The sequence below is a fragment of the Flavobacterium cellulosilyticum genome (assembly GCF_004349355.1).
In the GTDB taxonomy this organism is placed as follows: Bacteria; Bacteroidota; Bacteroidia; order Flavobacteriales; family Flavobacteriaceae; genus Flavobacterium; species Flavobacterium cellulosilyticum.
Genome location: NZ_SMFK01000018.1, coordinates 21,217 through 34,827, shown reverse-complemented (window position 1 = coordinate 34,827; position 13,611 = coordinate 21,217). Strand labels below are relative to the sequence as shown.

Annotated in this window: 12 protein-coding genes; 7 read left to right on the top strand and 5 right to left on the bottom strand. The window is 31.3% G+C overall.

The features are described 5' to 3' along the window. Window positions 1–5: 5 nt before the first annotated feature. The 3 genes from E0F76_RS17325 to E0F76_RS17315 all read left to right on the top strand — a co-directional run bounded on the left by E0F76_RS17325 (window position 6) and on the right by E0F76_RS17315 (window position 5,644). Window positions 6–2,396 carry a 3-hydroxyacyl-CoA dehydrogenase/enoyl-CoA hydratase family protein gene (locus E0F76_RS17325; RefSeq protein ID WP_132009162.1) on the top strand — a complete coding sequence of 797 codons (2,391 nt, stop codon included), beginning with the start codon at window positions 6–8 and terminating at the stop codon, window positions 2,394–2,396. A 98-nt stretch (window positions 2,397–2,494) separates the two neighbouring features. Next, window positions 2,495–3,676, top strand: a complete 1,182-nt coding sequence (locus tag E0F76_RS17320; protein WP_132009159.1) for an acetyl-CoA C-acyltransferase — start codon at window positions 2,495–2,497, stop codon at window positions 3,674–3,676. 177 nt (window positions 3,677–3,853) lie between these two features. Continuing rightward, window positions 3,854–5,644: an acyl-CoA dehydrogenase family protein gene (locus tag E0F76_RS17315; protein ID WP_132009156.1), complete on the top strand. Its 1,791-nt coding sequence runs from the start codon at window positions 3,854–3,856 to the stop codon at window positions 5,642–5,644. A 93-nt stretch (window positions 5,645–5,737) separates the two neighbouring features. Here the strand turns inward: E0F76_RS17315 and E0F76_RS17310 are convergent, their stop codons facing one another. Further along, window positions 5,738–7,009 carry a BamA/TamA family outer membrane protein gene (locus tag E0F76_RS17310; RefSeq protein WP_132009153.1) on the bottom strand — a complete coding sequence of 424 codons (1,272 nt, stop codon included), beginning with the start codon at window positions 7,007–7,009 and terminating at the stop codon, window positions 5,738–5,740. Window positions 7,010–7,184: 175 nt separating this feature from the next. Between E0F76_RS17310 and E0F76_RS17305 the strand changes: the two genes are divergently transcribed. From E0F76_RS17305 to E0F76_RS17295, 3 genes are all read left to right on the top strand, one after another. Next, on the top strand, window positions 7,185–7,712 hold the full coding sequence (locus tag E0F76_RS17305; protein ID WP_132009150.1) for a superoxide dismutase family protein: 528 nt from the start codon (window positions 7,185–7,187) through the stop codon (window positions 7,710–7,712). A gap of 110 nt (window positions 7,713–7,822) precedes the next feature. Further along, window positions 7,823–9,037: an LETM1-related biofilm-associated protein gene (locus E0F76_RS17300; protein WP_132009147.1), complete on the top strand. Its 1,215-nt coding sequence runs from the start codon at window positions 7,823–7,825 to the stop codon at window positions 9,035–9,037. 98 nt (window positions 9,038–9,135) lie between these two features. After that, a complete protein-coding gene (locus E0F76_RS17295) occupies window positions 9,136–10,077 on the top strand; it encodes a LysR substrate-binding domain-containing protein (protein ID WP_132009144.1) in 942 nt (313 codons plus the stop codon). Window positions 10,078–10,127: 50 nt separating this feature from the next. Here the strand turns inward: E0F76_RS17295 and E0F76_RS17290 are convergent, their stop codons facing one another. The 3 genes from E0F76_RS17290 to mnmD form a co-directional block, all read right to left on the bottom strand. Next, window positions 10,128–10,325, bottom strand: a complete 198-nt coding sequence (locus E0F76_RS17290; protein WP_132009141.1) for a hypothetical protein — start codon at window positions 10,323–10,325, stop codon at window positions 10,128–10,130. A gap of 211 nt (window positions 10,326–10,536) precedes the next feature. Continuing rightward, window positions 10,537–10,731: a hypothetical protein gene (locus E0F76_RS17285; protein WP_132009138.1), complete on the bottom strand. Its 195-nt coding sequence runs from the start codon at window positions 10,729–10,731 to the stop codon at window positions 10,537–10,539. A 131-nt stretch (window positions 10,732–10,862) separates the two neighbouring features. Continuing rightward, entirely contained in the window at window positions 10,863–11,528 is a 666-nt protein-coding gene (gene mnmD, locus E0F76_RS17280; RefSeq protein WP_132009135.1) for a tRNA (5-methylaminomethyl-2-thiouridine)(34)-methyltransferase MnmD, read from the bottom strand. 278 nt (window positions 11,529–11,806) lie between these two features. Between mnmD and E0F76_RS17275 the strand changes: the two genes are divergently transcribed. After that, window positions 11,807–12,874 (top strand): branched-chain amino acid aminotransferase, encoded by a 1,068-nt coding sequence (locus tag E0F76_RS17275; protein WP_132009132.1) that lies wholly within the window; start codon window positions 11,807–11,809, stop codon window positions 12,872–12,874. A 143-nt stretch (window positions 12,875–13,017) separates the two neighbouring features. On the opposite strand, the gene E0F76_RS17270 is transcribed toward E0F76_RS17275, so the two are convergent. After that, window positions 13,018–13,404: a pyrophosphohydrolase domain-containing protein gene (locus E0F76_RS17270; RefSeq protein ID WP_132009129.1), complete on the bottom strand. Its 387-nt coding sequence runs from the start codon at window positions 13,402–13,404 to the stop codon at window positions 13,018–13,020. Window positions 13,405–13,611: the final 207 nt, after the last annotated feature.

Genomic DNA, 13,611 nt, shown 5'->3' with positions numbered 1-13,611 from the left:
AACATATGAAACGAACTATTAAAAAAATTGCAGTAATAGGATCCGGAATTATGGGTTCAGGAATTGCTTGTCATTTTGCCAATATCGGTGTTGAAGTTTTGCTTTTGGATATTATCCCAAGTGAACTTTCCGAAGGCGAAGTTAAAAAAGGATATAGTCTTGATAGCAAAATAGTACGCAATCGAATAGTTAATGATCATTTGCAATTCGCTTTAAAATCAAAACCCTCGCCTATTTATAATCAAAAATTCACTGGTAGAATTACTACTGGAAATACTACTGATGACATAGCTGAAATAGCCAATGTAGATTGGATTATCGAGGTAGTTGTAGAAAGACTTGATATTAAAAAAATAGTTTTTGAGCAAGTTGAAAAATACCGAAAACCCGGGACTTTAATAACATCAAATACTTCCGGAATTCCGATTCATTTTATGAGTGAAGGTCGCAGCGAAGATTTCAAGAAACACTTTTGTGGTACTCACTTTTTTAACCCGGCTCGTTACTTAAAATTATTTGAAATCATTCCTGGTCCAGAAACTTCAACTGAAGTATTGGATTTTCTTTCAATATATGGAGAGAAATTCTTGGGCAAAACTTCGGTCGTAGCCAAAGATACTCCTGCTTTTATTGGAAACAGAATAGGTGTTTTCGGAATCCAAAGCCTTTTTCACTTGGTTAGCGAAATGGGTTTGACTATTGAAGAAGTAGATAAATTGACTGGAACTGTTATTGGTAGACCAAAATCGGCTACGTTTAGAACGGTTGATGTAGTAGGTTTGGATACTTTAGTTCACGTGGCCAATGGAATTTATGAAAACTGCCCAAACGACGAAGCACACGAATTGTTTAAATTGCCTTCCTTCATCAACAAAATGATTGAAAACAAATGGTTCGGAAGTAAAACTGGACAAGGATTTTACAAAAAAGAAGGACGTGATATTTTGTCATTAGATTTAAATACTTTAGAATATCGCGCTGCTAAAAAAGCTTCTTTTGCTACCTTAGAATTAACAAAAACCATTGACAAACCAATTGATCGATTCAAAGTATTGATTAAAGGAAAAGACAAAGCTGGTGAATTTTACAGAAGAAGTTTTGCCGCTATGTTTGCTTATGTTTCCAATAGAATTCCTGAAATATCTGATGAATTATACAAAATCGACGATGCAATGAAAGCTGGTTTCGGCTGGGAAAACGGACCGTTTGAAATTTGGGATGCGATTGGAGTTTCAAACGGAATTGATTTAATCAAAGAAGAAGGATTAGCTCCAGCAGCTTGGGTTAGTGACATGCTAGCCTCTGGAAGTTCCAATTTTTATTCCATTAAAGAAGGAGCAACTTATTTCTACAACATTCCAAATAAAATACAAACAAAAGTTCCTGGACAAGATTCATTTATCATTCTAAATAATATACGCGAAAGCAAAAAAGTTTGGAGTAACAGTGGTGCAATTATACAAGATTTAGGAGATGGAATTTTAAATTTAGAATTTCAATCTAAAATGAATACTATAGGTGGAGATGTTTTACAGGCTATAAATAAAGCAATAGACTTATCCGAAAAAGAATTTCAAGGATTAGTTATTGGCAATCAAGCTTCCAATTTTTCTGTTGGTGCCAATATAGGAATGATCTTTATGATGGCAGTTGAACAAGAATATGAAGAACTGAATATAGCCATCAAAATGTTCCAAGACACTATGATGCGCGTGCGTTATTCTGGAATTCCAGTTGTTGTTGCTCCACATGGCATGACCTTAGGTGGAGGTTGTGAAATGAGTATGCATGCTGATAAAGTAGTGGCTGCTGCTGAAACTTACATTGGATTGGTCGAATTTGGAGTTGGTGTAATTCCAGGAGGTGGAGGTTCAAAAGAAATGGCCATGCGAGCATCTGATTTATTTCGTAAAAATGATGTGGAATTAAATGTATTGCAAGAATATTTCCTAACTGTTGCTATGGCTAAAGTTTCGACTTCGGCTTATGAAGCCTTTGATTTAGGAATATTGCAACATGGAAAAGATGTTGTCGTTGTAAACAAAGACCGTCAAATTGCTGAAGCAAAAAAACACGCATTATTATTGGCAGATGCTGGATATACACAACCTATAAGAAGATCTGATGTAAAGGTTTTAGGAAAACAAGCATTAGGAATGTTTTTAGTTGGTACAGACCAAATGGAAGCTGGAAAATACATATCTGAACACGATAAAAAAATTGCTAACAAACTGGCATACGTTATGGCAGGAGGTGATTTATCAGAACCAACTTTAGTTTCAGAACAATATTTATTAGATATAGAAAGAGAAGCTTTTTTATCGCTTTGCACCGAACGAAAAACATTGGAAAGAATTCAATTTATGTTAACTAAAGGGAAGCCTTTGAGAAATTAGTTAAAAGATAAAAGACGAATAGAATATAGACAAAATCTGATTTTCGAAAAGTCTATCATCAATTATCTAACCGCCTATCATCTTAAAAAATAAAAATTATGAAAACAGCCTATATAGTAAAAGCATACAGAACAGCAGTTGGTAAAGCTCCAAAAGGGGTGTTTAGATTTAAACGTCCTGATGAATTGGCAGCCGAAACCATTCAGTATATGATGAATGAATTGCCCGATTTCGACAAAAAAAGAATTGACGACGTTATGGTAGGTAATGCCATGCCAGAAGCAGAACAAGGATTGAATGTAGGAAGATTAATATCCTTAATGGGATTAAAAATTGAAGATGTCCCTGGTGTAACCGTTAATAGATATTGTGCGTCTGGAATAGAAACTATCGGAATGGCAACAGCTAAAATCCAATCTGGAATGGCTGATTGCATCATTGCGGGAGGTGCTGAAAGCATGAGTTTTATTCCAATGGGAGGTTACAAACCAACACCCGATTATAAAGTTGCTGCAGCAGGTCATGAAGATTATTATTGGGGCATGGGACTAACAGCAGAAGCTGTTGCAAAACAATTTAATGTATCAAGAGCTGATCAAGATGAATTTGCTTTTCAATCCCATATGAAAGCCCTGAAAGCCCAATCAGAAGGAAAGTTCGATTCACAAATTGTACCAATTACTATTGATCAAACTTACATTAATGAAAATGGTAAAAAAGAAACTAAATCATACATAGTAAATAAAGATGAAGGTCCTAGAGCGGGAACTTCTGTAGAAGCACTTGCAGGTTTAAGAGCCGTTTTTACTGTTGATGGAAGTGTGACTGCTGGGAATTCGTCTCAGATGAGTGATGGTGCCGCTTTTGTTTTAGTGATGAACGAAGAAATGGTCAAAGAGTTAAACCTCTCTCCTATTGCACGTTTGGTTAACTTTGCTTCAGCAGGAGTTGAACCTAGAATTATGGGAATTGGTCCCTTAAAAGCAATTCCAAAAGCATTAAAACAAGCAGGATTGCAATTGAAAGATATAGAATTAATTGAATTAAATGAAGCATTTGCCTCTCAATCGTTGGCATTAATACGAGAATTAGATTTAAATCCTGAAATCGTAAATGTAAATGGTGGCGCAATTGCACTTGGACATCCTCTAGGTTGTACGGGAGCAAAATTATCCGTTCAATTATTTGATGAAATGAAACGTCGTGGCAACAAATACGGCATGGTTACCATGTGTGTAGGAACTGGCCAAGGAAGTGCTGGAATTTATGAGATAATTTAGAAGTTAGACAAAAGGGATACGAGACAATGATATAATAGAACAATAAAAATAGAAGGTGCGATTTCAAAAGACAACTATTTCCTTTCAAAATACTTTAAATAAAAAATAATTTTCAAACCAAAGAAGGACGTCTATCATCTATTCGTCAATTATCTTTAATCTTTAAAAAAAAAAACTATGTCAGATAAAACACGTGGTGGTCAATTCATCGTAAAAGAAACAAAATGCGAAGATGTCTTCACTCCCGAAGATTTCAACGAAGAGCAACTAATGATGCGTGATATGGTAAAAGAGTTTGTTAACAAAGAACTCTGGCCCAACAAGGATCGATTTGAAAAAAAAGATTTTGCATTTACAGTGGAATGTATGCGCAAAGCTGCCGAACTAGGACTTTTAGGAATTGCGGTACCAGAAGCCTATGGTGGTATGGGAATGGGATTTGTAAATACCGTTTTGGTTTGCGATTATATTTCTGGCGCCACAGGATCGTTCTCTTCTGCTTTTGGAGCTCATACTGGAATTGGAACTTTGCCAATAACTTTATACGGAACAGAGGAACAAAAACAAAAATACGTTCCAAAATTAGCCTCAGGAGAATGGTTTGGTGCTTATTGTTTAACAGAACCCGATGCAGGATCAGATGCTAATTCTGGAAAAACTAAAGCAGTTTTATCTGAAGACGGAAAACATTATAACATTACTGGTGGCAAAATGTGGATTACCAATGCTGGTTTTTGCAGTCTCTTTATAGTTTTTGCCCGAATCGAAGATGACAAAAACATTACAGGGTTTATAGTAGAAAATGACCCTAAAAACGGAATAACATTGGGTGAAGAAGAACACAAACTTGGAATTCGAGCTTCCTCTACTCGACAAGTGTTCTTTTCAGATACAAAAATACCTATAGAAAACATGCTTTCAGAGAGAGGAAATGGATTTAAAATAGCAATGAATGCCCTGAATGTGGGACGTATTAAATTAGCTGCGGCCTGTTTAGATGCCCAACGCAGAGTTATTTCTGGTTCGGTAAAATACGCCAACGAAAGAGTTCAATTTAAAACACCAATTTCTCAATTTGGAGCCATTCGATACAAATTAGCTGAAATGTCAGCTTCTTGTTATGCAGGCGAAAGTGCCACTTATAGAGCTGCAAAAGATATTGAAGATCGAATCAAGGTTCGAGAAGCCGAAGGAGCTTCAGATCAAGAAGCTGAATTAAAAGGAATTGAAGAATTTGCTATAGAATGTTCTATTTTGAAAGTTGCTGTTTCCGAAGATATTCAGAATTGTGCTGATGAAGGAATTCAGATTTATGGAGGAATGGGATTTTCAGAGGATACACCTATGGAAAGTGCGTGGAGAGATGCAAGAATTGCTAGAATTTATGAAGGAACAAACGAAATCAATAGAATGCTTTCAGTAGGAATGTTGATTAAAAAAGCGTTCAAAGGTCATGTTGATTTACTAGGTCCAGCTACAAAAGTTCAGGAAGAATTATTAGGAATTCCTTCATTTGAAACTCCTGATTATTCTGAATTATTTGCTGAAGAAAAAGAAATGATTGGCAAATTAAAAAAAACCTTTTTGATGGTTGCTGGTGGAGCAGTTCAAAAATATGGTCCTGATTTAGATTCTCATCAACAATTGTTAATGGCTGCAGCCGATATATTAATTGAAATTTATATGGCAGAAAGTTCGATTTTAAGAACAGAAAAACTAGCAAAATCCGTTGGAGAAGATAAAGTACAAGAACAAATTGCAATGGCTAAAATATATTTGTACAAAGCTGTTGATGTAGTTACTCAAAAAGGGAAAGAAAGTGTAATATCGTTTGCACAAGGCGATGAACAACGCATGATGTTAATGGGCTTGCGTCGTTTTACAAAATACACTAATATGCCAAATATAATTGACTTAAGAAATATAATTACCAAAAAATTAGTAGCAGAAAATAAATACTGTTTCTAGTTGTAAAGAAAAATAGTTCTAACTAATTTATTATAAACCGCATTTGTTTTTTTAACAATGCGGTTTTTATATGATCTGAAAATTTTATAAAAATTAAAAAGATTCTCCTGCATTAAGATAAAAAGCTTTTGAATGACGTCCCATAGCATAATTAAAAATTAGATTAGTTCGTGTGGCTTTGTCTATTAATATCCGTAAACCAATTCCAATAGCAGGCTGAATGTATTGGAAAATATGGATATTTCGGTCAGCATCACTTACTGTAGTAAAATTGGAAAAAATTGTTCCACTTATTAACTGATTATTACTGATAGGAAATCGATATTCAGTTTCAAAATAAACTAATCTTTGACCTCGAAATAAACCTTGAGTATATGCTTTTCCACTCCTACTTCTTTGATCCCATCCAATTGAAGGCAAATTTAGATAAGGCAAATTTCCACTGGTAACAAATTGTCCAAATGTCCAAAAACTTAATACGTGTTGCATATTGTATTGACTCATCGGAAAAAAACAGCGATATTCCATTAACAAAACATTACTAGCACTTTGATTGTCTTTGTCAATTGCTGGGTTTATTCGATAATTTATATTGGCAAACATTCCATTATTTGCATTTATTTGACTGTCCCGAGAATCATATAAAAAATTAAAACTTATCCCATTTACAGCATATTCGCTTTCATTATATCCATGTTTATTATTATAATTATAATATTTTGTATAAATCCCTTTGTCAATATCTAAATCTTCGTCTTCAATATTTGAATACCAATCTAAGTGAATTCCTGCTCCAGCATAATAATTGTTTTTAATCCTTACAGAAACTGTTTGATGTAATTTAAAATAATTGTAATCCATGGGTTCTTTTAAATCATCCAAATCAAAATTAGAATCTCTATTTGAAGGAGGTATAATGTCAGTTCCTAAACCATAATTATCTTGTGAAAAAATATAATACCTCCAATCACCATTTAAAAAGTATTTATTTTGTTTTAACATTACACTATTTTTAAAATTGAGAATTACCTGTTTTTTTTCGGTAAAAGTCGCTCCTAAATTCAATGAAGAAAATTTATCTTTTAAATTTTTTCCTTTAAAAGTGTATTGCCCAACCATTCCATAAGAAAACCCAGTAGATGGTTGCGAACCAATAATTGGTATAATTAAAAAAAAGTTGTTTTTTAATGGTTTAATAATATGAATTGAATCTCTTTTTTTAAAAACATCCGCAATTGATTTAATTGGATGTTCTTTTATAGAATCTTTCGTCGTTTGGGCACTAATATTAAAATTTGAAAAAGCAATCAATATTATAGTTGTACAAATTGTTGTCAAGTTTTTCTTTTTGATGACGACTATCATATTTTAGGTTTAATATTAAATTTTTACAAAATTAACAATTCAAAAATCAAAAAAAACAAATAAAGGATTTCATTTACATATTCCTAATTGAATTGAATAAATAGGTGTAAAATTGCCTATCTTTATACTATTTTTAAAAAAAATGAGATAGTAATAAATTAATTAAATTAAAATTATGAAAAAAATAATCGTATCCATTGTGCTTATTATAGCCGTAATCATAGGTTGTAAAACTAAAGGTAATTCAGGTGATTCAAAAAATTTAAGCATCACTTTTGAGTCCAAAAGTAATAGTCATGTAACAGGAACTGCAACGTTTAACGAAAAAAACGGAAAAGTGACATTCGTTGCCAATTTATCTGGATTAAATCCTGGAATTCATGCCATACACATTCATGAAAAATCCGATTGTTCAGCTGCTGATGGAAGTTCAGCTGGAGGACATTGGAACCCAACTTTTAAAAAACACGGTGAATGGGGAGTTGGAGAATATCATAAAGGAGATATTGGCAATTTTATTGCAGATAAAAACGGAAATGGATCTATAACATTAACAACTGATGAATGGTGTATTGGTTGCGAAGATGAAACTAAAAATATTCTTGGAAAAGGATTAATAGTTCATCAAGGTACAGATGATTTTGTTTCACAACCTTCTGGAAATGCTGGTGCAAGAGTTGCTTGTTCGGCAATTATAAAATAAAAAATATCCTAATCTCTTTTTAACCATTGCATTTATGTGCGATGGTTTTTTTATTTTAAATTAACATCCAATACATAAAATAACATAAATTTGCATTCTAAAATAAAACAATGATTAACCCTTCTGCTCTCGGCTGGATCGATAAATTTTTTTTGAAGCAAAAAACTTTATTGCACATTATAGAAACTGATCCTACTATTTTTTACAAAAAAATTAGGGAAACGGGTTTTATTTATGGACATATTGTTTCTTTTGATACTCCTTTCCCGATTGTAACAAAAGGATGGGACGAAAATGAAATTTCAAAAGTGGCGTTGATAAATACTTTATATGGGATTTATGGTTTAACAACTAAGGAAAATAATCCTGAAAATTTTATCATTAAAACGGTTGCTTTCTATAACGAGATGAATCCTGAAGGTTTTAATTTGTTCAAAAAAGTATTACCAAATAGTACTCCCGCTTTAAATTTAGAAAAAATAATAGATAACAGGGTTCAAACTAATATCGATATTATCAGCAAGAATTTTTCGCATATTGTTACTAATGCATTACTTTTTATTGATGTTTTGGCTTATAGACAATATTTAATTCACGGAAAAATTCCAGAAAAATATTTAAAAAGAATAGAAGAATCCATAATTAATATGGTTTCACTTGCGTTAAAAACTAAATCCAATAAATCGAAATATGATGATTTGTTAATTAAACTTTTTGAATCATCTGTACGATATAGTAAGTTTTCTAAAATGAATTTTCAATCCATATCTTTCAGAATGGAAGACTTAAAATTAGATTATTTTTCAAGCGAATTAGAGAAACAATATTTAATTGATATGGCCGGAATGGCATTGTGGAGTGATGGTTTTCTTGAAAATAACGAAATTTATTTTTTACATAAACTAGCAGAATTAATGGCAATTCCAGACGATTTTGTTGTTGATAGTATTAATGAAACTAATGAATTTATTACAAAACACAAGAATGAAATATCGTATTTCAACTATTCAAATCCTGTCAAACATTTCTATGACCAAACTACCCAATCAGTTATAAAACTAATGACCCGAAATAAAAATAGATTAGTAAAAGAAATCATAGAAAGTAAGGAATTAATGTTATTATTGGCATACTCTACACGAAGAGACTTGGATGAAAAAGAAAAGAAAAAAGTACGAAAACAATTGTTGGATATCTGTAAAACCATCCCTTCATTAACTATATTTTTACTACCAGGTGGAAGCTTGCTACTTCCAATTTTAATTAAATTTATCCCCACATTATTACCCTCTTCTTTTAATGAAAATCTGGACACTGAGGAATAATTGATGTTTTTTTCCTAAAGTTTTTTAATTAAAATAATAATTTTATCATAATTAAAAATGATAGTTTTTTATATTTGCATTATAAATTACTATTTAAAATGACAATTACCCAATTACAATATGTTTTGGCAGTCGCCGAACACAAAAACTTCACACTTGCAGCCGAAAAATGTTTTGTGACTCAACCTACATTAAGCATGCAAATTCAAAAAATTGAAGAAGAACTCAATATTTTGATTTTCGACAGGAGTAAAAAACCCATTCAGCTCACCTCAATTGGTCAAAAAATAGTTGAACAAGCAAAAAACATTGTCAATGAAGCGGGTAAAATAAAAGATATTGTTGAATATCAAAAAGGATTTATTGGTGGTGAATTTCGCTTGGGAATAATCCCAACAATAATGCCAACCCTTTTACCGATGTTTCTAAATAATTTCATTAAAAAATATCCAAAAGTTAAACTCATTATTGAAGAACTGAATACTTCTGAAATTATTTTTCGATTAAAAAACGGTCATCTTGATGCTGCAATTGCAGCAACACCTTTGGAAGATGAAAAAATTAAGGAAATTGTTCTTTATTACGAACCATTTGTGGCTTATGTTCCCGGAAATTTTTCTATTTCGAATAAAAATGAAATTGAAATTTCGGATTTAAATCTAGATGACATTTTATTACTGCAAGATGGCCATTGTTTTAGAGATGGAATTCTAAACTTATGTAAAAATCAAAATGTTTCACCTAAAAACTCCTTTCAGCTAGAAAGCGGAAGTTTTGAAACTCTCATAAAATTAGTTGATGAAGGAATAGGGACAACACTTCTACCCTATTTGCATACACTAGATTTGAAGGAAAAAGACAAATCAAAATTGAAGCATTTCAAGGAACCAAAACCTGCTAGAGAAGTTAGTTTGATTTATCCAAAAAGCGAATTGAAAATCCATATAATAGATGAACTTAGAACAACCATTTCTGGAGTTGTAAAAGGAGCAATCACTTTTCAAAATGTACAGATAATTAGCCCAATTCAAAAAAAATAAAAATTGGACTCCAGTAGTTTATTTCTGGAATCCATTTATTTTTTATACAATTAATTTACAATACTTAAGTACTGCTTTAGTTCTGGTTTTCCTTTTGTAAAATCTTCAAGCCAAATTCTTAAATGCTCTATTTCATAAGGCAATAAATTTTTATTTGCTTTTCTCAATTCTTTACAAAAAAGATTAGGGTCAATACTTACTTTTTCAAGTATAATTTTTGTGTGATCATATATCATTCTATAAGGCATAATAAAATATATTTAAGAATTATTATAAAAAAAATATTATAAAAAAAAAATAAATTAATAAAAATACACGACAAAAAACAATAATACACGTTAAACAACCATTATTATCATATTGTTTAAGAAATATTTTACAAAATATTTAAAATAGTAAAATTAAGGACAATACAAATCAACACATAAAAAAAGAACCAGCTAGGTTCTTTAATATTTATTAGTTGACAATAAGTAAACATTGTTTTAATTCTGGTTTTTCAATTACAAAAAACAATAACCACTCTCTTAAGAGTTCTAATTCGTAGGGTAATAAAGCTTTAATGGCTTTTTCTAATTCTTTACAAAAAAGCATGGTATCAAAACTTACTCTTTCTAATACAGATTTAGTATAATCAAACATTACTTTGGACATAATAAATTTATATTTTTAGTTAGATTATTATTTAATACATTGTAAAAATAGGAATTTAATTGGGTTAATGCACTATAAATTAATGTTAAATAAACGAATAAATATAGTACTAATATAAATTATTAATTTCATTATTTTCCTTTTCTGGCTCGAAACATCTCTCTTTTACCCGGCGGTCCTTCAAGTTTTTCTACAGTGAAACCAACTTCTATCATGCTTCTCTTTACTACTCCTCGAGCAGCATAAGTAACTAATATTCCATTTGGCTTTAGGGCATTATACATTTTTAAAAATATTTCAGTACTCCACAATTCAGGTTGCACTCTAAATCCAAATGCATCAAAATAAATTAGATCAAATTGTTCAATATCATTAATATCATTAAAAAATTGATTCCGTTTTGTAAACTCAAAACCATTTCTGAGACTTATTTTTTCATCCCAATTCGATTGGTGCATAGTTTCGAAAACCATTCTGTCGTGTTCTGCATTTAATTCGGAAACATAATTCATCAAATTAGCTTCATCCGATGAGACTGGATACCCTTCGACACCAACATAATTTATGGTTTGATTCAATTTTAAAGATTCTAAAAAAGTAATGAAAGCATTCAGTCCCGTTCCAAATCCAATTTCTAAAATAGAGATTGATTTATTTTCGAGTTGAGCGAGTCCATTTTTTATAAAAACATGCTGAGCTTCTTGTATTGCTCCAAATCTGGAATGATAGCATTCATCCCAATCATTAATCTGTATTGTTGTAGAACCGTCTCGCGTTTGAATTATTTCTCTTTTCAAAATATTTTGGATTATTTTTGATATTCTTGGTCATTATAATTGTCAAATTTAATTAATTTCAATTTATGGATAACTATCAATGATTAGAGTTTTTTATATAATTCATAAAATCAACTCACAAATATTCCTTTTTTTTGGACTATAAATAAATCTCAATTATTTGCAGTAATTATTGTTTTTTTGGGAAGTCATTTGATGTTTTTTATTTAATTTTGCAAGACGTGATTTTTTTAAGTCTAAATTACATTATACTATCTTTTTAAATTGAATTACCTACTATGAGTACAACATTAATCAATACTATCGAAATAATAAAAGCTGGAACTACAAAAATAAATGACGTAGATTTTGATAATTTACATTTTGGAGAGGTTTTTACGGATCATTTATTTGAATGTGATTTTAAAAATGGTGAATGGCAAAAGCCAATCATTAAACCGTACGCTCCATTTTTATTAGATCCATCTGCAAAGGTATTTCATTATGGACAAGCTATCTTTGAAGGAATGAAAGCTTACAAAGATGACAATAATGACATTTGGTTATTTAGACCCGATGAAAATTATCTTCGTTTTAATAATTCTGCTATTAGAATGGCAATGCCAGAAGTTCCTGAAGATGTTTTTATGGAAGGTTTGAATCAATTGTTGAAATTAGATTCTGAATGGATAAAAAAAGGAAAAGGAAACTCAATGTACATCAGACCATTTATGATTGCGACTGGAGCTGGAGTAATTGCAAATCCATCTGAGGAATATAAGTTTATGATCATCTTGTCACCAGCTAAATCGTATTATTCTGGTGAAGTAAAAGTATTAATTGCAGAACACTTTAGTAGAGCTGCAAATGGTGGAATTGGTGCTGCTAAAGCGGCAGGAAATTATGCTGCTCAATTTTACCCAACAACATTAGCAAATAAAGCTGGTTTCCAACAAATAATTTGGACAGACGATGCCACCCATACCAAACTGGAAGAAGCTGGTACAATGAATGTGTTTTTTAGAATCAATGACACTTTGTATACTGCTCCAACAAGCGAGAGAATTCTTGATGGTATTACCAGAAAAAGCCTAATTGATATGGCAAAAAGAGAAAATATTGAAGTAGAAGTTCGTCCAGTACTAGTTTCTGAATTAGTGGAAGCTGCCAAAAACGGAAATTTGAAAGAAATATTTGGTGCAGGAACAGCAGCTGTAGTGAATCCAATTATAGGTTTCTCTTATAAAGAAGAGTATTTTGAATTGCCTAAAATTGAAAATTCAATTGCCTCTCAATTGAAAGAAAAATTAACAAATATTCAGCATAAACTAGCCGAAGACACTTTTGGTTGGACTGTGAAAGTTTAGGCTTAAGTTTGCAGAAGTCAGATTTCAGACTTTAATATATAGAAATCAGAGATTTATACATAAATATAAAGCAGTTTAAAGGTGATTCATTTCATTTTTAAACTGCTTTCTATTTAAACTGCTTTCTAATAACTCAACACTGATTACTCCCCCAGTATTTTAGTAAAATCAGGTTTAAAATAACTTGGCCCTTTCATGACTTTACCATCTTCTCTGTAAATTGGATTACCGTCTTCTCCTAATTTGCTCATATTAGAGCGTTGTATTTCGTCGAAAACAGCTTCGATTTTATGTTGCAATCCATGCTCAATGATTGTTCCACAAAGTATATACATCATATCTCCAAGAGCATCAGCGATTTCTACTAAATCATTATTCTGGACAGCCTCCAGATATTCTTCGTTTTCTTCTTTCATCAAATTATAACGAAGCGTTTTTTTAGTTTCGCCTAAATCAGCAATTGGATCTTCGCTATGACCAATTTTGAATGCTGTGTGAAATTCCTTAACGGCATTGATTTGTTTTTGCATAATTTTATTTAAATAAATGAATGGGCAAATTAGTAACTTTTACTAAACAAAACCTTAAATTTGCAAAAAAAATTATACAATGTTTAGTAAAGGACAATTGATATTTGCAGGCTGCTTTTTTGTTGCATTTGTTATCGCAATGATTTATGCTTATAGAAAAGATGCTATGTTACATAAAACTTTTTATAAAGGAAATTATAAAATATT